22 protein-coding genes are annotated in these 20,490 nt (G+C 65.1%); 12 read left to right on the top strand and 10 right to left on the bottom strand.

Annotation, left to right across the window (positions count from 1 at the left end; genetic code table 11):
* Positions 1-17: 17 nt before the first annotated feature.
* From EAE28_RS05085 to EAE28_RS05075, 3 genes are all read right to left on the bottom strand, one after another.
* The gene (locus EAE28_RS05085; RefSeq protein WP_127104758.1) at positions 18-413 is read right to left on the bottom strand and encodes a HesB/IscA family protein; all 396 of its coding nucleotides are present in this window, start codon (positions 411-413) and stop codon (positions 18-20) included.
* Between the two features lie 5 nt (positions 414-418).
* The gene (locus EAE28_RS05080) at positions 419-787 is read right to left on the bottom strand and encodes an SUF system Fe-S cluster assembly protein (RefSeq protein WP_127104757.1); all 369 of its coding nucleotides are present in this window, start codon (positions 785-787) and stop codon (positions 419-421) included.
* Positions 788-892: 105 nt separating this feature from the next.
* On the bottom strand, positions 893-1,627 hold the full coding sequence (locus EAE28_RS05075) for an enoyl-CoA hydratase-related protein (protein ID WP_246022279.1): 735 nt from the start codon (positions 1,625-1,627) through the stop codon (positions 893-895).
* Positions 1,628-1,744: 117 nt separating this feature from the next.
* On the opposite strand from EAE28_RS05075, the gene tgt reads away from it, so the two are divergent.
* The gene (tgt, locus tag EAE28_RS05070; RefSeq protein ID WP_127104755.1) at positions 1,745-2,875 is read left to right on the top strand and encodes a tRNA guanosine(34) transglycosylase Tgt; all 1,131 of its coding nucleotides are present in this window, start codon (positions 1,745-1,747) and stop codon (positions 2,873-2,875) included.
* Positions 2,876-2,906: 31 nt separating this feature from the next.
* On the opposite strand, the gene EAE28_RS05065 is transcribed toward tgt, so the two are convergent.
* The 3 genes from EAE28_RS05065 to mepK all read right to left on the bottom strand — a co-directional run bounded on the left by EAE28_RS05065 (position 2,907) and on the right by mepK (position 5,566).
* The gene (locus EAE28_RS05065; protein WP_127104754.1) at positions 2,907-3,329 is read right to left on the bottom strand and encodes a hypothetical protein; all 423 of its coding nucleotides are present in this window, start codon (positions 3,327-3,329) and stop codon (positions 2,907-2,909) included.
* 229 nt (positions 3,330-3,558) lie between these two features.
* Positions 3,559-4,854 (bottom strand): HlyC/CorC family transporter, encoded by a 1,296-nt coding sequence (locus tag EAE28_RS05060; RefSeq protein WP_181954479.1) that lies wholly within the window; start codon positions 4,852-4,854, stop codon positions 3,559-3,561.
* 142 nt (positions 4,855-4,996) lie between these two features.
* Positions 4,997-5,566, bottom strand: coding sequence for a peptidoglycan L,D-endopeptidase MepK (gene mepK / locus EAE28_RS05055; protein WP_127104752.1), 570 nt, complete (start codon positions 5,564-5,566; stop codon positions 4,997-4,999).
* Between the two features lie 509 nt (positions 5,567-6,075).
* Between mepK and EAE28_RS05050 the strand changes: the two genes are divergently transcribed.
* From EAE28_RS05050 to EAE28_RS05035, 4 genes are read left to right on the top strand one after another with little or no spacing between them, the layout of a single operon-like run.
* Positions 6,076-7,686, top strand: coding sequence for a L,D-transpeptidase family protein (locus EAE28_RS05050; RefSeq protein ID WP_127104751.1), 1,611 nt, complete (start codon positions 6,076-6,078; stop codon positions 7,684-7,686).
* A 54-nt stretch (positions 7,687-7,740) separates the two neighbouring features.
* Complete coding sequence (locus EAE28_RS05045; protein WP_127104750.1) at positions 7,741-8,847, top strand: UDP-3-O-(3-hydroxymyristoyl)glucosamine N-acyltransferase; 1,107 nt, start codon at positions 7,741-7,743, stop codon at positions 8,845-8,847.
* A gap of 15 nt (positions 8,848-8,862) precedes the next feature.
* The gene (locus EAE28_RS05040) at positions 8,863-9,156 is read left to right on the top strand and encodes an acyl carrier protein (protein ID WP_127104749.1); all 294 of its coding nucleotides are present in this window, start codon (positions 8,863-8,865) and stop codon (positions 9,154-9,156) included.
* Positions 9,157-9,159: 3 nt separating this feature from the next.
* Complete coding sequence (locus EAE28_RS05035) at positions 9,160-10,365, top strand: beta-ketoacyl-[acyl-carrier-protein] synthase family protein (protein ID WP_127104748.1); 1,206 nt, start codon at positions 9,160-9,162, stop codon at positions 10,363-10,365.
* Between the two features lie 18 nt (positions 10,366-10,383).
* Here EAE28_RS05035 and EAE28_RS05030 read toward each other — a convergent pair whose 3' ends face one another.
* The 3 genes from EAE28_RS05030 to fabD form a co-directional block, all read right to left on the bottom strand.
* Positions 10,384-11,001 carry an invasion associated locus B family protein gene (locus tag EAE28_RS05030; protein WP_164736552.1) on the bottom strand — a complete coding sequence of 206 codons (618 nt, stop codon included), beginning with the start codon at positions 10,999-11,001 and terminating at the stop codon, positions 10,384-10,386.
* Positions 11,002-11,348: 347 nt separating this feature from the next.
* Positions 11,349-12,566, bottom strand: a complete 1,218-nt coding sequence (locus EAE28_RS05025) for an MFS transporter (RefSeq protein WP_127104746.1) — start codon at positions 12,564-12,566, stop codon at positions 11,349-11,351.
* A 318-nt stretch (positions 12,567-12,884) separates the two neighbouring features.
* Complete coding sequence (gene fabD, locus EAE28_RS05020) at positions 12,885-13,814, bottom strand: ACP S-malonyltransferase (protein WP_127104745.1); 930 nt, start codon at positions 13,812-13,814, stop codon at positions 12,885-12,887.
* A 108-nt stretch (positions 13,815-13,922) separates the two neighbouring features.
* On the opposite strand from fabD, the gene EAE28_RS05015 reads away from it, so the two are divergent.
* Entirely contained in the window at positions 13,923-15,356 is a 1,434-nt protein-coding gene (locus EAE28_RS05015; protein ID WP_164736551.1) for a methyl-accepting chemotaxis protein, read from the top strand.
* On the opposite strand, the gene EAE28_RS05010 is transcribed toward EAE28_RS05015, so the two are convergent.
* Positions 15,329-16,570: an SAM-dependent methyltransferase gene (locus EAE28_RS05010; RefSeq protein WP_127104743.1), complete on the bottom strand. Its 1,242-nt coding sequence runs from the start codon at positions 16,568-16,570 to the stop codon at positions 15,329-15,331. The genes EAE28_RS05015 and EAE28_RS05010 overlap by 28 nt on opposite strands.
* Positions 16,571-16,831: 261 nt before the next feature.
* Here EAE28_RS05010 and rpsF point away from each other — a divergent pair, with 261 nt between their 5' ends.
* The 6 genes from rpsF (at position 16,832) to EAE28_RS04980 (ending at position 20,487) form a co-directional block, all read left to right on the top strand.
* A complete protein-coding gene (rpsF, locus tag EAE28_RS05005; RefSeq protein ID WP_127104742.1) occupies positions 16,832-17,236 on the top strand; it encodes a 30S ribosomal protein S6 in 405 nt (134 codons plus the stop codon).
* Between the two features lie 26 nt (positions 17,237-17,262).
* Positions 17,263-17,490 (top strand): 30S ribosomal protein S18, encoded by a 228-nt coding sequence (gene rpsR / locus EAE28_RS05000; protein ID WP_127104741.1) that lies wholly within the window; start codon positions 17,263-17,265, stop codon positions 17,488-17,490.
* Positions 17,491-17,500: 10 nt separating this feature from the next.
* Complete coding sequence (rplI, locus tag EAE28_RS04995; RefSeq protein ID WP_127104740.1) at positions 17,501-18,082, top strand: 50S ribosomal protein L9; 582 nt, start codon at positions 17,501-17,503, stop codon at positions 18,080-18,082.
* A gap of 260 nt (positions 18,083-18,342) precedes the next feature.
* A complete protein-coding gene (locus EAE28_RS04990; RefSeq protein WP_127105310.1) occupies positions 18,343-18,654 on the top strand; it encodes an ArsR/SmtB family transcription factor in 312 nt (103 codons plus the stop codon).
* A gap of 145 nt (positions 18,655-18,799) precedes the next feature.
* On the top strand, positions 18,800-19,636 hold the full coding sequence (locus EAE28_RS04985) for an ABC transporter substrate-binding protein (protein WP_127104739.1): 837 nt from the start codon (positions 18,800-18,802) through the stop codon (positions 19,634-19,636).
* Positions 19,633-20,487 (top strand): amino acid ABC transporter permease, encoded by an 855-nt coding sequence (locus tag EAE28_RS04980; protein WP_127104738.1) that lies wholly within the window; start codon positions 19,633-19,635, stop codon positions 20,485-20,487. Before EAE28_RS04985 ends, EAE28_RS04980 begins: the two co-directional genes overlap by 4 nt.
* The last annotated feature ends 3 nt before the right edge of the window (positions 20,488-20,490 follow it).

Genomic DNA, 20,490 nt, shown 5'->3' with positions numbered 1-20,490 from the left:
GGCGCGCGCAAAGGGCGTTACTCGGCGGCTTTGCTCGCCGCGTCCAGCCGGGCTTTCAGCGTCTCGACATCGTCGAACTTGACGCTTTCGCCGCAGCCGCAAGCCTCGGACACGTTGGGATTGCGGAACTTGAAGCCCGCTTCCAGCAGCCCGACCTCATAGTCGATCTCGGTGCCGAACAGGAACATCTGCGCCATCGGCGCGATCAGCACGCGGGCCGATCCCTGCTCGACGATCTCTTCATGCGCCGCGATCTCGTCGGCGAAGTCCATGGTGTATTCCATGCCCGCGCAGCCGCCTTTCTTGACGCCGATACGCAGGCCCATCTTGCCCTGCGACGCCATCAGCCGGGCGACGTGGCGCTCGGCGGCTGGGGTCAGGGTGACGGGGGATTTTCCGGGGATGCCGAACATAATTCTTACATGAATCCCAATTCGAGGCGGGCCTCATCCGACATCATATCCATGCCCCATTGCGGATCAAAGGTCATGTCGATGTCGACGTCCTGCACGCCGGGCACTGCGCCCACCGCGTCTTGCACCCAGCCGGGCATCTCGCCGGCGACCGGGCAGCCCGGAGCGGTCAGGGTCATGATGATCTTGACCTTGCTCTCGGGGTCGATGGTGACGGTATAGACCAGACCGAGGTCATAGATATTGACCGGGATTTCCGGGTCAAAGACCGTGCGGCACGCGTCAACCACCGCTTCATAAAGCGGGTGGTCGGTGGTCGACGGGGCAATCAGCGGGCTGCCTTCGGCCGGGGTGGTGTTCTGCGACGCGTCCATCCGTCTCTCGGTTCCTGTAATTCCTGACCGAAGATATAGGATTATGCCATGGATGCGTAAAGGGGTGCGCGGGAGTTTGTGACCCGGGCCCGGTTTTCGCGCCGTTCAGCCTGCGGCAAAGCGAGAGGTTTTATCCTGCGCCTGCAGCCTGTCGTCCATGAAATGCTCGATCATTTCGCGGGTTGCGAGCGCATAGGCGTCGGCAAGCGACAGGTCCAGATGCGCCTTGGTCGCCGCAATTCCCGCCTGCGACACCGGCGTGATGCGCGCGGCCAGTTGCGTCGCGACCTCGGCCACACGGGCAGCCAGCGCATCCGGGGCGACCACTTCGTTCACCAACCCGGCGTTGAGCGCCCAGACCGCGCCGCGGTTTTCACCCGAGAGCAGCAGCTCCATCAGGTGTTTGCGCGACACGGCGCGTGCCACGGCAACGCCCGGCGTGGTGCAGAACCCGCCGCGCGTGATCCCCGGCAGGCAGAAGCGCGCGCTGTCGGCGGCAATGGCCAGATCGCAGGCGGCGACCAGTTGCAGCCCCGAGGCCGTGGCGATCCCTTCGACCTGTGCGATCACCGGACGGCTGCTGTTGGTGATCTCCAGCATCAGCGCGGCGCAGGAGTCGAACAGATCGGTCAGATAGGCCCGGCCCTGATCGGCATCCGCGCGGTGCCGGGCGATCTCTTTCAGATCGTGCCCGGCGCAGAAGATCGAACCGGGGCCGTCGATGACGATCACCCGGACCAGAGTGTCGTGCTGCGCCGCCGAAATAGCGCCGTGCAGCGCCGCGATCATCGCGCGGGACAGGGGATGGGCCTTGCCGCCACCCAAGGTGAGGGTCAACACGCCGTTTGTGCAGGTACTCGTTACATTCTCGCTCATAGGGCGAGTGTGCCGTGACTTGGCTGGACTGGCAAGATGCGTGCTGTCACGCTAAAGCGAGTGCTGAAAGAGAGGGCACCCATGAGCGAGCGGTTTTCCTTTACCCTGAATGCCACCGATGGCGCGGCACGGACCGGCGTGATCCACACCCCGCGTGGCGACATCCGCACCCCGGCCTTCATGCCGGTCGGCACGGCAGCGACGGTCAAGGCGATGATGCCGGAATCGGTGCGCGCGACCGGGGCGGATATTCTGCTGGGCAATACCTATCATCTCATGCTGCGCCCCACCGCTGAGCGGATCGCGGCGCTGGGCGGGCTGCACAGGTTCATGAACTGGGACCGGCCGATTCTGACCGATTCGGGCGGGTTTCAGGTGATGTCGCTGGCCAGCCTGCGCAAGCTGACGGAAGAGGGCGTTCGGTTCTCCAGCCATATCGACGGCTCGAAACACATGCTCTCGCCCGAACGCTCGATGGAGATCCAGCGGCTGCTGGGCTCGGATATCGTCATGGCCTTCGACGAATGCCCGGCGCTGCCTGCGGATGACAAACGGGTGGCCGAGTCGATGCAGTTGTCTATGCGCTGGGCCCTGCGCTCACGCGAGGCGTTCGGCGACCGGCCGGGCCATGCGCTGTTCGGCATCATGCAGGGCGGCGTGACGCAAGAGCTGCGCGAGGAAAGCGCCAAGGCATTGGTTGATATCGGGTTCGAGGGCTACGCCATCGGCGGGCTGGCCGTGGGCGAGGGGCAGGAGGCGATGTTCGGCGTGCTCGACTATGCGCCGGGCTACCTGCCGCAGGACCGCCCGCGCTATCTGATGGGGGTGGGCAAGCCCGACGACATCGTCGGCGCGGTGCAGCGCGGGGTGGACATGATGGACTGCGTGCTGCCGTCACGCTCGGGCCGGACGGGGCAGGGCTGGACACCGCGCGGCGCGGTCAATCTGCGCAATGCAAGGCACCGCGACGACCCGCGCCCGCTGGACGAGGGCTGTGGGTGCCCCGCCTGCCGCAGCTATTCGCGCGCCTATCTGCACCATGTGGTGCGGGCCGACGAGATCATCGGCTCGATGCTGCTGACCTGGCACAACTTGCAGTATTATCAGGATCTTATGCAGGGCCTGCGCGACGCTATCGCGGCGGGGACGCTGGACGGCTTCGTCGCCCATTTCCACGCGCAGCGGGCGGAAGGGGATATCGAGCCGTTGTAAGCGGCGCGGCAGCGTCCCCGGCGGGGCGCGGTCAGCGGGTGACGTTGGCGCGCAGCCCCGGCTGCCACTCGCTGAAACGCAGACTGAAGTCGCGCGAGCCCCGGGTCGCGTTGCGGGCGCGCTCGACAGCGGTGGCGGTGGCGCAGGAATACCAGGCGCGTCCGTCGACCCCGGTCAGCATCAGACAAAGCCCGGCGAATTCGGCGCTGAACTCACGGGCGTAGATGTTCCAGTAATGCTCGAAATCGTGGCTTCCGCCGTTGGTCAGGTTGCAGGCGAACATGATGCGGCTCCCGCCGTCCCAGGCGAACTGCGTCGCCCGCATGATCCGCCCCATCGCGGCCGTTGGTGCGATTTCGGCGTCGGCGATATAGCGACCCCCCGCACAATCGAGTGCCTGAACCGGGGTGACAAACAGAGCCGCGACCGCGGCAAGGGCATAGATCAAGCGCATGAGAAGCCTTTGACACAAAAGAAAACCCCCGTGGCCCGGCGTCGGGCGAAGGCGGGGGTTCAGAGTTGCATGGCCCGGGGCGTCTGGTCAACCGCAGGTTGGGAGCGCACCGGGACTTCCCTTGCGTGCTGCGCGGTCACATCGCCCGGATGCGCAGCTTCGTCAGCAGGCGGTGGGATGAAATCCCACCCTACGTAGGGTGGGGTTTAACCCCACCTTACGCAGCGCCTTACATCGCGCGGATGCGCAGCTTGGTCAGCCGGTTTTCCTGACGCTCGGCCACGGTGAAGCGGAAGCCGTGGAACTGGAACACCTGTCCCGCCTCAGGGATCAGCTGCGCCTCGTGCATGACCAGCCCGGCCACCGTGTTCGCCTCGTCATCCGGCAGCGACCAGTCCATCGCGCGGTTGAGGTCGCGAATCGTCATGCCGCCGTCGATCTCGATCGCGCCCGACTCAAGCCGGGTGATCGGGTCTTCGGTGGGCAGGTCGTGCTCGTCGACGATCTCGCCGACGATCTCTTCCAGAATATCCTCAAGCGTGATCAGCCCCAGAAGCGCGCCGTATTCGTCGATCACCAGCCCGAAATGACGGCGCTGTTGCAGGAACTGGCGCATCTGTTCGTCCAGCGGCGTGGTGTCGGGCACGAAATACGGCGCCCGCGCGACCGAGGCGATGTCGATCTGCGCGACGGCTGAGAAATCGCCACCGGCCTCGGACACCACGCGGTGCACTTCGCGCATCAAATCGCGCACGTGGATGACGCCGACGATGTTCTCCGGCTCGTCGCGCCAGGCGGGCAGGCGGGAATGCGGGGAGTTCACGCTTTGCGCGATGATCTCGGCAGGCGAGGCGTCGATGTTGACGGTTTCCAGCTGCGAACGGTGCAGCATGACCTCTTCCACCGTGCGCGACGACAGATCCAGCGCGCCCAGCAGGCGGTCGCGGTCTTCCTTGTCGACGGTGCCCTCGGAATGCCCCAGCGCCAGCGTGCCCGCGATTTCCTCGTGATAGCTGAGCACCGCGCTGTCGGGATCGGTGCGCACGCCGACCAGCGCCAGAATCGCGCGCACGATCCAGCGTACCGCCGTGACCATCGGCGAGAACAGCAGCACGATGACCTTGATCGGGCCCGACACCAGCGAAGCGGCGGTCTCGGGGTTGGTGATGGCGTAGGTCTTGGGCAGCACCTCGGCAAAGATGAGGACCATCAGGGTCATCACCAGCGTGGCAAGCGCCACGCCGGAATCGCCGAATATCTTGGTAAACAGCGCTGTGGCCAGCGAGGCCGACAGGATGTTGACCAGGTTGTTGCCCAGCAGCACCGAGCCGATCAGCCGTTCGCTGTCTTCGGTGATTTTCAGCGCGGTTTCAGCCCCCGCCGAGCCTTTGTCGGCCAGCGCCCGCAGTTTGGAGCGCGACGAGGCGGTCAGGGCGGTTTCGCTGCCGGAGAAAAAGCCGGACAGGACGAGGAGCGCGATGATGGCGCCGGCGGTCAGCCAGGAGGCGGTGTCGATGCTGTTCATATCCAAAGATCCAGAGGTCCGGCATATTTAGGGGTCCGCCCCCCGGTTGTGCAAGGCCGCAACCGGGCCGAATAAAGCAACACCCCCGCAACCGGGAGGTTTGCGGGGGTGTCATGCGTGGCTGACGCTGGCAAAGGCGGGCTTAGCCGCCCCAGGTGCGGACCGGGCCGCAATCCATATGCGTGAAGTTCGAGCGCGAGTAGCGACCGACGCCCCCGGCGCTGCAGGCCGTGGCCGCGCGGGCGACCTGGCTGACCGAGCGGCCATTCAGGCGCACGTCGGCGGCCTGACCGACCATGTGACGCGAGTTGCGCGCAACACCGCTGGAACGGGCGCGGAGCATGGCGTTGGTTTCGGGCGAGCGGTAGCCCGACAGCAGCAGGTAAGGTTCGCTGATGTCGAGAATGTTGTGCGCCGCGGCCAGAATATCCAGCGTGCGGGTGTCGATGCGGTGGTTCCGGTCATTGCGCCAGTCGCGGAAGAAGTGGTTCACTTCGTCCAGAACCTCGGGGATGTAGTCGCCATCAACCCAGTAGATCGTGTCGAGCGTTTCGCCCGTCCGGGCGGAATGCATGTGCAGGCGGCGAATGTCGCCAGCGCCGCGGTTGAACCCGAATGCCTTGGACATTGTCGGGGCTGCGGTAACGGCGGTTGCGGCAAAGATGCCAAGCAGTGCACGCCGAGAAAATCCGGTGTTAACCGAGGAGGTCATTATTGTCCTGTCCCATCCCAAGTGTCTTGTGTAGCCTTACTGGCCTTGCTTCATGCTCATCGCCCCAGAGGGTGCCGCGTTGGGCGCGGACTGTCGGTGGGGTCGTGAGCAACGAAGATATTTTTTCGTCTGATGCTTCTATGCCACAACCTACCGTCTGGCCCAAGCCTTGAGTCGCCTCGCTGCGGGGGCTGCGGACAAAATAGGCGAGAATCTGCTGAGAATCGGTTAATTGGTGCAGAAATTGTCTCTTAACAAAGGGTTGCGGTTCATAGCTCAGGCGACTGGTGCTGAGGGAACTGCCCCGTGCGGGGCATTTTGCCGGTAAAATCAGGCGATGCCGCGAATTTTAGGGGAACCCGTTGCGCATATGGCGCGTTCACCGGGGATTCGCAGGGGGTGTCGTGATTGTGAATCGACCCCGAGTCGCCGATATTGGAACAATTCTGTGAACGCCCGAGCGCTGCCGCGCGACATACGGGTGATTTTGAAATGGAACGGAGATTGAGATGGGGATTGCAGGACGCAACACGCCGGGACTGCGCGCCGCGCTGATCGCGATGACGCTGGGAATGGGCGGGGTCCTGCCGGGCGTTCTGGCCGTGGTCGCGCCGACGCCGGCCATGGCGCAACAGTTTCCGGCCTTCCGTCAGGCCCTTGCCGAAGGGGTTGCCGAAAACCGCGCGCTGGCCGCCTTCTACCGTGAGAACGGCTATCAGGCTGTCTGGACGCGTGCCGAAGATGCCGCGCGCCGCACCGCGCTGGTCTCGGCGCTGAGCCGGGCGGGCGAGCACGGTCTGCCGGTTGCGCGCTATGACCTGCCGGGCCTGCTGGGCGCCTTCGGTGCCGTTGAGACCGAGCGTGACCGTGGTCTGGTCGAGGCCCGCGCCTCGATGACCTTCCTGCAATACGCGCGTGACATCCATTCGGGCGTGCTGGAACCGCATGAGCTGATCGCGGATATCGTCCGCGAACTGCCGCGCCCCGATCCGACCCAGTTGATGAACGATCTGATCTCGTCCGAGCCGGTCAGCTTCATCCGCAACCTTGCGCCGTCCTCGCCCGAATACGCCCGGCTGTTCCGCGCCAAGCTGGAGCTGGAGCAGACCATCGCCAATGGCGGGTGGGGCCCGCAGGTGCAGGCAGGCAGCCTGCGTCCGGGCGACACCGGCGCGAGCGTGGTGCAGCTGCGCAACCGGCTGATCGCGATGGGGTTCCTGCCCCGCGTCGCCACGGCCAGCTATGACGGGCAGATGCAGCGCGCGGTGCAGGATTTTCAGGAATCCGTTGCCATCGAAGCCGACGGCATCGCCGGCAGCGCCACGATCGATGCGATCAACACCGCGCCGCAAGAGCGTCTGCGCTCGATCACCGTGGCGCTGGAGCGTGAGCGCTGGCTGAACATTCCGCGCGGGGATCGCCATATCTGGGTCAACCTGACCGATTTCGTGGTGCGCATCGTCGATTTCGATCAGGTCACCTTCGAGACCCGCTCGGTTATCGGTGCCCGGGCAAACCAGACGCCCGAGTTTTCCGACCAGATGGAATACATGGACATCAACCCGACCTGGACCCTGCCGCGGTCGATCATCGGGGAATACTGGGCTGCTCTGTCCTCGGGTGGCGCAAACCACCTGAACCTGCTTGACGGCTCGGGCCGCGTCGTGCCGCGCGAATACATCGACTTTGCCGCCTATACGCCCGCCAACTTCCCCTTCGACGTGCAGCAGCCTCCGGGGCCGGGCAACGCGCTGGGTGAAGTGAAGTTCATGTTCCCCAACGCCTATGCGATCTATCTGCACGACACCCCGTCGCGCTCGCTGTTTGGCAACCGGGTGCGGGCCTATTCGCACGGCTGCGTCCGTCTGGCCGATCCGCGCGACTTTGCCTATGCGCTGCTGGCGCGGCAGGAAACCGATCCGGTGACCTATTACCACGCGATCCAGCGCACCGGGCGTCTGACGCGGGTGCCGCTGCTCGAACCGGTTCCGGTGCATCTGGTTTACCGCACCGCCTATACCTCGGTCACGGGGCAGATGAACTACCGCGCCGACATCTATGGCCGCGATGCGCGCCTTTATGACGCGCTGGTCAGCGCCGGGGTGGAAGTAGGCGCCTGAGCGCGTTACATCGGGCGGGCGTCATAATCGACGCCCGCCCGGAGGTTTCCTGACATGCCGCACACTGTAGCGCAGATCGCAGCCGCCCTTGGCGCGCGTTTTGAGGGTGCCGGCGATCTGACGGTCACCGGCGCTGCCGAGCCTGCTGCGGCTTCCCCCTTCGATCTCGCTCTGGCCATGGACCCGCGCTATGCGGACGGACTGGCCAAGGGACGCGCACGTGTGGCGCTGCTGTGGGAAGGAGCGGACTGGGAGGCGATGGGCCTGCAAGCCGCGATCTTTGCGCCGCGTGGACGGCTGGCGATGGCCGGGCTGACGCGGATGTTCGATCCCGCTCCCGCAATCACCCCCGGATTAAGCCCCCTTGCTGCCATCGACCCCAGTGCCGAGATCGGCGAAGGCGCGGCGATTGGCCCCTTCGCGGTGATCGGCGCGAATGCGGTGATCGGGCCGCGCGCGCGGATCGCCGAGCACGTGTCGGTGGGGGCCGAGGCGGTGATAGGGGCGGATGCGCTGCTGCTGGCGGGCGCCCGGATCGGGGCGCGGGTTCAGATCGGTGACCGCTTTATCGCGCAGCCCGGCTGCGTGATCGGCGGCGACGGGTTCAGCTTTGTGACCGAGGAACGCTCGCGCGTCGAAGAAGCCCGCGCGACGCTGGGCAAGCCCGAGCAGACCAAGCCGCAATCCTGGCTGCGCATTCATTCGCTGGGCGGTGTGACGATTGGCGACGATGTCGAGGTTGGCGCGAATACCACCATCGACCGGGGCACGATTCGCGACACGCAGATCGGGCGGGGCAGCAAGATCGACAACCTCGTGCAGGTCGGTCACAACGTGATCGTCGGTGAGGATTGCCTGTTGTGCGGTCAGGTCGGCGTGGCAGGGTCCACGCGGATCGGCAACCGGGTGGTGCTGGGCGGTCAGGTCGGCGTGGTGGACAACATCACCGTGGGCGATGACGTGGTCGCCGGGGCCGGGACGCTGATCACCTCGAACGCGCCCGCCGGTCGTGTTCTGATGGGATCGCCGGCAGTTCGGATGGATCAGCACGTGGAAATGTACAAAGCACAGCGCAGATTGCCAAGAATCCTTGCGCAAATCGCGGACCTTCAGAAAACTGTCAAGAACCTCGTGGAGAAGGGTCGCGACGGCGACCCTTGATCAGGAGATGACAGGATGGACGGTACGTTCTTGACCGCAAGTGATGACCTTCAAGGCCGGGTGATCGGAATTCTTGCCGCGCAGGCGCTGCGCGAACCCTCGGGCCTGACGCTGGACATGACACTTGACGGGTTGGGCATCGACAGCCTCGGCATGGCCGAGATCATCTTTGCCATTGAAGAGGAATTTGACGTGATGGTGCCTTTCAACGCCAATGAGTCAGACGCCGGGGCCGAGACCCTGGATCTGCGCACTGTGGGGTCGGTCTGCGCAGCAGTCGAACAGCTGCTGCGTTCGCGGCGGGGCTGAGGCATGGGCAGGCGCGTTGCTATTACCGGAGCCGGAACCGTCAACGCGCTGGGGCCCGATGTGACGACAACCTGGGCCGCTCTGGCAGCGGGCCGGGTGGCTATTGGCCCGATGGACTTTGAGGAAATCGACCGCCTGACGGTGCGCATCGGCGCGCAAATCAAGGACTGGGACGGGGCCGCACATTTCGCCCGGCAGGAAATGGCGCTTTATGACCGCGCCGTGCAGTTCGCCTGCGAGGCCGGGCGGCAGGCCGTGGCGCAAGCCGGGCTGGACCTGAGCGACGAAGAAACCCTGCGCGCGGGTGTGGTGATGGGCACCGGCGTCGGCGGGCAGACCACGATGGATGACAGCTACCGCGCGGTGCATGCGCAGGGCAAGAATCGGGTGCATCCCTTCACCATCCCGCGCCTGATGCACAGCGCGGCGGCCTCGCATCTGGCGATGCGGCACGGGCTGAAGGGTCCGGCGTTTACCGTGTCGACCGCCTGTGCCTCGTCCAATCACGCGATGGGGCTGGCGTTTCAGATGGTGCGCTCGGGGGCGGCACCGGTGATGCTGACCGGCGGCTCGGATGCGGCGCTGTGTTTCGGCGGGCTCAAGGCCTGGGAGGGGCTGCGCGTCATGTCCCCTGACGGCTGCCGCCCGTTCTGCGCCAGCCGCAATGGCATGGTGCTGGGCGAGGGGGCGGCGGTCTTTGTGTTCGAGGATTGGGAGCGCGCGGTGAACCGTGGCGCGACCATTCTGGGCGAGATGGTCGGTTTTGCGATGACCTCGGATGCGGCGGACATCGTGCTGCCGGACCCGGATGGTGCCGTGCGCGCGATGCGCGGCGCGCTGGGGGATGCAGGGCTGAACCCCGAGGATGTGGGCTACATCAACGCCCATGGCACCGCGACCGCCGTGAATGACCGCTCCGAGGCGCTGGCGATTCGTACGGTGTTTGATGCGCCGCCGCCGGTCAGCGCGACCAAGTCGATGCACGGCCACCTGCTGGGCGCTGCGGGCGCGGTCGAGATGCTGGCGGTGCTGATGGCGTTGGGCGATGGCGTCATCGCCCCGACCGTGGGCTGGCAGCGCGAAGATCCCGAGGTGCTGGGCCTGGACGTTGTTCCCAACGTAGCGCGCCGCGCCAAGGTGGGCGCGGCGCTGAGCAATGCGTTTGCGTTCGGCGGTATGAACGCCTGTCTGGCGGTGCGCAGGGCCTGAAGGCCCGGCGCAGGCCGTTCAGGGGTTGGCGCGCGCGGCGGCCGCAGCGGCGGCAAGACGCGTTTGCAGATCGTCATAAGCAGCGGTGAACCCGGCCAGCGAGACGTTGATCTCGACCGGCTGGTCGATGGCCACGAACGGCGCGATGGTGACCGTGGCGTTGCTGCCCGCTTTCATGCGGGTGATCTCGTCCGGGGACAGGCCCATGCGCACGACGCAACCGACCACGGTGCAGACGCGAAAGCCCTCAACGCGCATGTTTTCTTCCTGACCGATGCGAAAGCCCAGGCCCGTGGGCAGGAAGGTTTCCAGCGGCGTGGTCACGGTCGCGCCGGCGGCGAATTCGGCACCCAGCGGCAGGGCGGCGATGCTGAGCTCGGCGATCGGTGCGTTCGAGGGATCGAGCAGCAGCTGGTACATCTCGCAGGTCTGCGGCTGACCGGCGACCTCGGGCGAACAGATGATCTGCCAGTCGCGGAAGGTGGCCGCCAGAACCGGGCCCGCCGCTTCAGGTGCGGGCGCGGTCGGGGTGGCCGCATCAGCGGCCGGGGCCGGGGCGGTCTCTTGGGCGAAAGCCATCGGCGCGGCCAGCAGCGTGGCGCTGACAAGGCCCGAAACCAGGGCAGAACGGAACATCATGGAAGCTTCCTTCAGTGCGGGGCGTTGGCATGGCCCTAGCATGATCCGCGTCGCAAGTCAGGGGAAAAACCGGGGCGTTCACGGTCAGGTCAGGGCGGTGAGCCGGGCAGGGAGCGCGGCATCCGCCAAAAAGCGAAAGGGGCCCGCAAGCTGGACCCCTTCCGACTTTTTTTAGCTCCCTGTCGGACTGGCCGACTTATTGAAAGAAACGCTAGGCAGAAAAAAACAATGCGTCAACAGGAAATCAACGATCCGTGAGGAGGGTTGAAAGACGTCAATCATTGTCGCGCTGCCGGGCGATTTCGCGGGCAGTGTGGCGTTTTCTGCAGCGCGCGTGAATCGGATCACGCAGCGCGCGGGCGCAGTGCCAGCCAGATCAGCGCGCCGCCTGCCAGCACCAGGAAGGGCAGCATGGCCAGATTGACCAGCTGCCAGCCGGTTTCGACGTCGGAGCCCGAGCAGTTCATCAATTGCCCCGAGCTGAGCGACGCCACCGTGACACCGCCGAACACGATTGCATCGTTGACGCCCTGAATGCGGCCCCGCTCGGCACTGCTGTGCGCCTGCGCCAGCATCGTGGTGCCGCCGATGAAGGCAAAGTTCCAGCCGATGCCCAGCAGGATCAGCGCGATGAAGAACTGTTGCAGCTCGACCCCCGACAGCGCCACCGCGCCGCTTCCGGCCAGAATCAGCAGCCCGGCGGCGATGATCTTCTGCACACCAAACCGCGCAATCAGGTGGCCGGTGAAGAACGAAGGCGCATACATCGCCAGCACGTGGGCCGAGACGATATCGGCGGCATGGCTGGTCTGATAGCCGCAGCCGACGACCGCCAGCGGGGTCGAGGTCATCACCAGATTCATCAGGGCATAGGCCACCGTCGCGCAGATGATCGCCACCACGATGATCGGATCGCGCAAAAGCTCTGACCGCGACCGCCCTTCCATCGGAGCGCCCTGTACGGCAACCGGGGGCTTGGGGATGTCGAGAAAAACAAACAGCCACATGCCGACGAGGTTCAGCACGATCACGCCGAAATACGTGCCCAGGAAGGGGATCAGCATCGACTCTGCCGTGACCTTGACCAGCTGCGGCCCGATGATCGCGCTGAGCAGGCCTCCGGCCATCACGTAGCTGATCGCTTTGGGCTTGTAGGCGTCCGAAGCGGTGTCGGTCGCTGCAAAACGGAAGAACCCCTGCGCGGACATGTAGACGCCCGTGAACAACGCGCCGACCACGAACAACGTGAACGAACCGTTCAGCAACCCCAGCGCGGCGATAACCGCCCCGAACGCCCCTGAGGCCGAGCCCAGAATGAACCCCGCCCGCCGTCCACGGCGTTGCATGAAGGACGACAGGGGCGTGGCCGAAAGCATCGACCCCAGCACCGCCATGGTGATCGGCAGCGTGGCCCAGCAGGGGTTGGGGGCCAGCGTCTGCCCGGCCAGTCCGGCCGTGGTGAAAATCATCGGCATCTGCGCGCCCAGAATCGCCTGCGCGGCAACCAGAACCCACACATTGCGCTTGGCGCGGCGGTCATCGGAGAGGGGGAGCGTGCTCATACGCCCGGCGTAGCGCGGGGTCTTGGTAAAAGGAAGCGAAAATCTTCACACGATAAGCAACTGCGGCGCAGGGTCGCGCGGCCAGCGTGCAGCGGCGCTCGGCCCCATCGAGGGGCCTCGCGCCGCTCTGGGCTGCCGCCCAGACCCGCTCGGGAGGATTTTCCATCCTCCCGAACCCTCCTGGAGGATATTTCCAGACAGAAAATGGGCGCATTAAGCTTTTGTTAAGAATCCATTTTCTGTCTGAAAATATCCTCGGGGGGTGAATTCGCTGAAAGCGAAGAGGGGGGCTGAAGGCCCCCCTTGCCTGCGCAACCGTCAGGCTTTGAGGGCGGCGATGTCCTCGGGTGTTCCGATGGCTTTGGTCGCGCTGGCGCGCTCGATCCGTTTGATCATCCCAGACAGGGCCTTGCCCGCGCCGATCTCCCAGAATTCGGTCACCCCTTGCGCGACCATCCAGGCGACGGATTCGCGCCAGCGCACCGAACCGGTCACCTGTTCGACCAGCAGCGCCCGCAGCTGGTCGGGGTCGCTGACAGCCTCGGCACGGACGTTGGCAACGACGGGCACGCGCGGCGTGTTCACCGTCACGCTGGCCAGCGCTTCGGCCATGGCATCGGCGGCGGGCTGCATCAGGGCGCAATGGAACGGGGCCGAGACGGGCAGGATCAGCGCGCGCTTGGCACCGCGCGCCTTGGCCAGCTCGACGGCGCGTTCGACGGCGGCCTTGTTTCCCGACACCACGACCTGCGCCGGGTCGTTGTCATTGGCGGCCTGGCAGACGTCGCCCTGTGCCGCCTCGGCGGCGACCTCGGTTGCGGTGGCAAAGTCGAGGCCCAGCAACGCCGCCATCGCCCCCACGCCCACCGGCACGGCCGACTGCATCGCCGTGCCCCGGATGCGCAGCAGGCGTGCGGTATCGCTGATGCTGAGCGCGCCCGCCGCCGCCAGGGCCGAGTATTCGCCCAGGCTGTGCCCGGCGACAAAGGCGGCGTCGGTGATCGCAAAGCCTTCGCTCTCAAGCGCGCGCAGGGCGGCCAGCGAGGTCGCCATCAGTGCCGGCTGCGCATTGGCGGTCAGGGTCAGCGTTTCAATCTCGCCGTCCCAGATCAGCGTCGACAGCGATTCGCCCAGGGCCGCATCGACCTCGTCGAATACGGCACGGGCGGCGGGATAGGCGTCGGCCAGCGCGCGGCCCATGCCGATTGTCTGGGCCCCTTGGCCGGGGAACACGAAAGCACGGGTCATGGTAACCTCCAATTAGGGTTTTTCCCGGCATATCGTCACGAAAGGGTCGGCGCAATCGTCCGGCCTTTGGGGCGCGGGTCCGGGGCTGTCGGTACAAGGGAGTGCATGATGCGAGACGACAGGGGCAGGGGGCAGGGTGCGGTCGATGGCGACAGCGCCGATGTGATCCGCTCGATGGCCGAGGATGCGGGCGATCTGGCCGTGCAGATCGCGCAGGCGCATGGCCATGCCGATGCGATCTCGGCCGAACTGGCGCAGCAGCGCAGCGTGTTCGACGGTCTCCATTCCGAAGCGTCGCGGATGAATGAGGCCAGTGCAGCGGTCGAATCGGCGACGCGCACCGCGAAGCTGGCGACCGAGGCGGCGCATGAACGGCTGGATACGGCGCGCGGGGGCTTCTTGCGCGTCATGGATCAGGTGCGCACCCTCACGCGCGAGGCCGACGGGATGGGCGACAGCGTCGACGCGCTGGCGCATGCCATCGAAGGTGTGCGCCGGTCGGTTGAGGATATTGCCGAAGTGGCGCAACTCACCAACATGCTGGCGCTCAACGCACAGGTTGAGGCGGCGCGCGCCGGACAGTCGGGGCGTGGTTTCATGGTTGTCGCCGAAGAGGTGAAGGCGATGTCCGAACGCACCGCCGCCGCGACCTCGACGATCAGCAAGACGCTGCAGAACCTGCGTGGCTCGGCGGATGGGATTGCGCAGACCAATGCCGCCTTGCTGGCGCGCACGATCAGCATTCGCGACGAAACTTCGGTGTTTTCCGAGTCGATGGATGCCATCGACAGCGCGATGACCGAGGTCAACACCCAGCAAGAGCAGATCGAGGCGGCGCGCCGTGATTCAGCGCGGGCGATCGGCGTGGTCGATCTGAGCATCCGGCGGATGGCTGAGAGTGTCGGCACGGCCGAAAGGGGAATATCGGGGCTGCGCAGCGGCTTTGGCAAGATCGTGGCGACCTCCGAGAACCTCACGTCGGACTTTGCCACGCTCGGGGTCGAGACGGTGGATACGCCCTATGTCAGCGCCGTTCAGAACGCTGCGCGCGCCGCGAGTGAAGCCTTCGAGCAGGCGGTGGCGACCGGCGCGATTGCGCTCGAAGACCTCTTCGATACCCGCTACCGGCCAGTCCCGGGCAGCGACCCGCCGCAGATGACGACCCGCGCGCTTGCGCTGACGGACCGGGTGTTGCCAACGATCCAGGAGCCGCTGTTGCAGTTGTCGCCGCAGGTGGTGTTTTGCGCCGCGGTTGACCGCAACGGCTACCTGCCGACGCATAATCGCAAATATTCGCAGCGCCAGCGCGCCGGTGATCCGGTGTGGAACGCTGTCCATTGCCGCAACCGGCGTATCTTTGACGACCGTGTCGGGCTGGCGGCGGGCAAGAGCACGCGCCCCTTCACCCTGCAAGCCTATCGGCGCGACATGGGGCAGGGCCAGTTCGTCATGATGAAGGACGTCTCGGCCCCGATCTTTGTGCGCGGCAAGCACTGGGGCGGCATGCGGCTGGCCTACCGCGTGGAGGAGACGAGCAGGTGATCGGGGGTACGTGCGCCCAAGAGATAGTCACGGGTCTGCGGCACGGTCTTCACGTCGCGTGCCAATTGGATCTGGAAGACGTTCTGACCGGCAAAGCGAAACGTCTGTTCCGAGGCCGCCAGATAGAATTTCCACAGCCGCACAAAGCGCTCGTCATAAAGCGCCGCCGCCGCGTCCCGTTGCGCCATAAAGCGTGTGTACCAATGGTGCAGGGTTTCGGCATAGTGCAGCCGCCAGATCTCGACATCGGTGGTGATCAGGCCGCTGCGCTCGATTGCCGCTGCGGTTTCAGACAACGCGGGGATGTAGCCACCGGGAAAGATATATTTGGTGATCCAGGGATTGGTTGATCCGGGCGGGGTAAAGCGTCCGATGGTGTGGATCAGCGCCACGCCATCCGCGGCAAGCAGACGGTTCACCGTGTTGAAATAGGTCTGGAAGTTCGGCGCGCCGACATGCTCGAACATGCCGACCGAGACGATCCTGTCGAACTGCCCCTGCACGGCGCGGTAATCCATCAACTCGAACCGCACCCGGTCTTGCAGCCCGGCTGCCTGCGCGCGGGCGCGGGCGATCTTGAGCTGTTCTTCGGACAGCGTGACACCCAGCACATTCGCCCCGTGCTCTTGCGCCAGTGTCAGCGCCATTCCGCCCCAGCCGCAGCCGATATCGAGCACAGACATCCCCGGCTTGAGCAGCAGTTTGCGGGCGATATGGGCCTTTTTCTGCGTCTGGGCCTGGTCGAGCGTGTCCTGCGGCGTGCGGAAATAGGCGCAGGAATACTGCCGGTCGGTATCGAGGAAGAGATCGTAAAGCTCGGCCGAGAGGTCGTAATGATGCGCCACGTTGCGCTTCGAGCGGCGGGCGTGATTGCGCTGGCTGATGCCACGGGTCAGATCGCGAAACCGCTCTTGCGCGCGCGACAGCCAGGAATCATGCCCCGCCGCGATGTTGCGCATCGCCAGTTCCAGAAGCCCGTGCAGGTCATCATTCTCGATGGTCAGGGTCTGGTCCATATAGGCCTCGCCCAGTGCCAGATGCGGGTTCAACGCGAGGGCGCGCAGCGTGGCGCTGTCATGGATCGCAACGCTGACCGCCGGGGATTGCGGCCCTTCCGGGCCGAACCGCTGACTGCTGCCGTCCGGAAAGGTGAGCGACAGGCTCCCCACCCTGATCAATCGGCCAAGATAGAGGCTCAGAAGACGTTGCCACATGCCGGACCCCCGAATCCGATTGTTTTATGTAACAGGTTAACGATAATCCGAGATCGGCGTGCGTCAAGACATCGAACAAACGCCGCCTCAGCCCCTGTGGCCGTGAGCGGGCTGGCATGAACCCTTGCGCCACACGACAATCCCGCTATAAGGCCGCATTCCCGTCGCATCCTACGAATCCGGCGCAGACTCTCGTGGGCGGGCCGCGACGGGGCGAAATGCCCGCCTTATGAAATGCGCCCTGATAGAAATGGAGACCGCATGCCTCTGTATGAGCATGTCATGATCGCGCGTCAGGATCTTTCCAACGCGCAGGCAGAAGGGCTCATCGAGCACTTCTCGACCGTGATTTCCGACAATGGCGGCACGATCGTCGGCACCGAATATTGGGGTGTCAAGACGATGGCTTACAAGATCAACAAGAACCGCAAGGGCCACTACATGTACCTGCGCACGGATGCTCCGTCGCCAGCTATCATGGAAATGGAACGCCTGGCGCGTCTGCATGACGACGTCATGCGTGTGCTGTCGATCAAGGTCGACGCACATGAGGATGGCCCGACCGTCCAGATGCAAAAGCGGGACGAGCGCAGTGAGCGTGGAGACCGGGGTGATCGCGGCGACCGCGGTGATCGTGGCGACCGCGGCGACCGCCCGCGTCGTTGATCCAGGTAGGACAGGAGTAAGCCACCATGGCCACCAAACCATTCTTCCGCCGCCGCAAGGTTTGCCCGTTCTCGGGCGATAACGCACCCGCCATCGACTACAAAGATGTGCGCCTGCTGCAGCGTTACGTTTCCGAGCGGGGCAAGATTGTTCCCGCCCGTATCACCGCCGTCTCGGCGAAGAAGCAGCGTGAGCTGGCCCGTGCCATCAAACGCGCCCGCTTCCTCGCCCTGCTGCCCTATGCCGTGAAGTGAGGATCCAGCCATGCAAGTGATTCTTCTGGAACGCGTGGCCAAGCTGGGCCAGATGGGCGACGTCGTGAAAGTACGCGACGGCTTTGCCCGCAACTTCCTGCTGCCGCAAGGCAAGGCACTGCGCGCCACCGACGCCAACAAGCAATCTTTCGAGGACCAGAAAGCGCAACTCGAAGCGCGCAACCTGGAAACCAAGAAGGAAGCTGCCGCGCTGGCCGAAAAGCTCGACGGTACGGTTTACATCGTTATCCGTTCGGCCTCGGACTCGGGCGCTCTGTACGGCTCGGTCACGCCGCGTGACATCGCCGACGTCGTCACGGCTGAGGGTTTCTCGATCGATCGTCGTCAGGTTGTCCTGGTTGCACCGATCAAGGCGCTGGGCGTTCACGGGTTGAGCGTCGTGCTGCACCCTGAAGTCGAAGCCAAAATCTCGGTCAACGTTGCCCGTTCGGTTGAAGAAGCCGAGCTGCAGGCCTCGGGCAAGTCCATTCAGGAACTGGCCGCTGAAGCTGAAGCTGAAGCCGAATTCGAGATTTCGGAGCTGTTCGACGATATGGGCGGCGCCGTCGATGAGGATGCCGACCTGAGCTAACCCTCGGTTTGCGACTCTAAAGAACGAGCAGGGCGCGCTGTCAGATGACAGCGCGCCCTGTTTTTATGGCAAACCCTTGCGAAAACCGGGTTTGCGGCCTATCTTCTCCCATAAGATCGCGATCTTTGCATTTGTTTTCATCTGGAGACGCACTTATGGCCGGGCCTGCTGTTTCGGGGAATGCTGATACTCTCGACACGTTCTTCGGCGTCGATGCGCTTGACGGCGCGGGCGAGTGTGCGCAGCGTCCCGTCGACACCATGGTCGAACAGGCGCAGGCCGCAGCAGCTTTTCTCAAGGCGCTGGCGCATGAGGGGCGGTTGCTGATCCTGTGCTATCTCAGCACGGGCGAGAAATCGGTGACCGAGCTTGAGCAACTCTTGGGCTCGCGTCAGGCGGCGGTCAGCCAACAGCTTGCGCGTCTGCGGCTTGAGGGGCTGGTTGTCTGTCGCCGCGAAGGCAAGACGATCTATTACGCGCTGGGCGACGCCCGCGCGGCGCGCACCATTGGTTTGATGTACGACATGTTCTGCAGCGAGAGCGCTGAAGACGTCGCTGCCCCTACCGGTTGAGCCCGCCGCTTTGACAGATCCGTGACGCTTTCCGCACGGTTGTCCTCTGCACCCCCTTGCAAGACGTCGCGCGGGGGGCAAAGCTGGCCCGCATCACGAACTGAACCCGGATCATACCCGGCTTAACAGGGAAAGACGCGACGCCATGCCCGACAAAGTTCACCCCTTCCGCACCCTCGCCATGGCCGCGCTGGCCGCCGTTTCCTTCGGTGTTGCCGCGCAGGCGCAAGACACCGGCACGCCCGATGACGCGCGCCTTGTGCATCCCGGCATGCTGACCGTCGGCACCTCGGACCCGGTTTATCCGCCGTGGATGATGAACGACGATCCGGCCAGCGGCGAAGGCTTCGAAAGCGCGCTGATCTACGCGCTGGCCGATGAGATGGGCTTTGGCCACGATCAGGTGCAATGGGTGCGCCAGACCTTCGAGCAGATCATCGCGCCGGGTGAAAAGCCCTTCGACTTCGCCATCAATCAGGTTTCGGTCACGCCCGCACGGGCCGAGGTGATGGGCTTCAGCCAGGTCTATTACCAGTCCGACAAGGCCGTCATCGCGCTGCCCGGCTCGCCGGTGATCGGGGCTGCGTCCTTTGCCGACCTGCGCACCGCGCGCTGGGGCGCGGCAATTGGCACGACCGATCTGGCTTATCTGGAGAATGTCATGGGGGTCGCTGATGTGGCTGTCTATGACGATCAGGTCGGCGTCTTCCAGGCGATGCAGGCCGGGCAGATCGACGCGACGGTTGCTGCGGTGCCGACCGCGCTGTTCGCCACCGCTGTGCAAATCCCCGAGGCCAGCATCGTCGCGATCCTGCCGCCCGACGCGGCGGATGAGGGGCATGGGCTGATCTTCGAGCAAGGCAGCCCGTTGATCCCTTGGGTTGATGCCGCGCTGAGCAGCCTGATCGCGGCAGGCACGGTGCAAGAGCTGGTCGAGACCTGGCTGGTCGCCGACCCGGATCTGCCGATCATCACCGAATGATCCCCAAACAGCCCGACACGCCCCCGCCGCCGCCCCGGCGACGGGGTTTCGACTGGCGCACCGCGCTGGTGCCCGGCCTGATCGGCGCGGGCAGTATCGCGCTGGTGTTTGGCGGGCTGGCCTGGCTGGTCTCGCAGAACGAGAACTGGCCGCGCATTCAGCGACAGTTTTTCAGCCTGGACCATATGCTGGCGGCGCTGCCGCGCGTGGCGCACGGGTTCCTCACCAACATGCAGGTCTGGCTGATCGCCATGCTCTGCATCGGCGTCTGGGCGCTTCTGCTGGCGGTGATCCGCAGCCTGCGCGGGCCGTGGTTCGCGCCGTTCCGGCTGATGGTGGTGCTCTATATCGACATCTTTCGCGGGTTGCCGGCGCTCCTGCTGGTGATCCTGTTCGGCTTTGGCATCCCGGCGCTGCGCATCGCGGGGCTGCCCAACTCGGGCCTGTTCTGGGGCGGGGTGGCGATGGTGCTGAGCTATTCGGCCTATGTCTGCGAGATCTACCGCGCCGGGATCGACGCCGTGCACGAAGGCCAGCGCGCCGCCGCGCGGGCGCTGGGTCTGAACGAATGGCAGGTGATGGTCTACGCGATCCTGCCGCAGGCCCTGCGCAATGCGGTGCCGTCGCTGATGAACATCGTTGTGGCGCTGCAAAAGGACGTCGCGCTGCTGTCGGTCATCGGCGTGCGCGACGCGGTGCGCGAGGCGCAAATCTACACGGCGACGACGTTCAATTACTCGGCGCTGGTGGTGGCGGCGCTGTTGTTCTTGCTGGCAACCATCCCGATGGCGCGGCTGGCCGACTGGATCACCCACCGCGACCGGGTGAAGCGTTTGCAGATGGCGGGCTAGGGC

The sequence above is a fragment of the Pararhodobacter zhoushanensis genome (assembly GCF_003990445.1).
Lineage (GTDB): Bacteria > Pseudomonadota > Alphaproteobacteria > Rhodobacterales > Rhodobacteraceae > Pararhodobacter > Pararhodobacter zhoushanensis.
The sequence above is the reverse complement of the archived record's forward strand: the minus strand, read 5'-3'. Positions and strand labels throughout refer to the sequence as shown.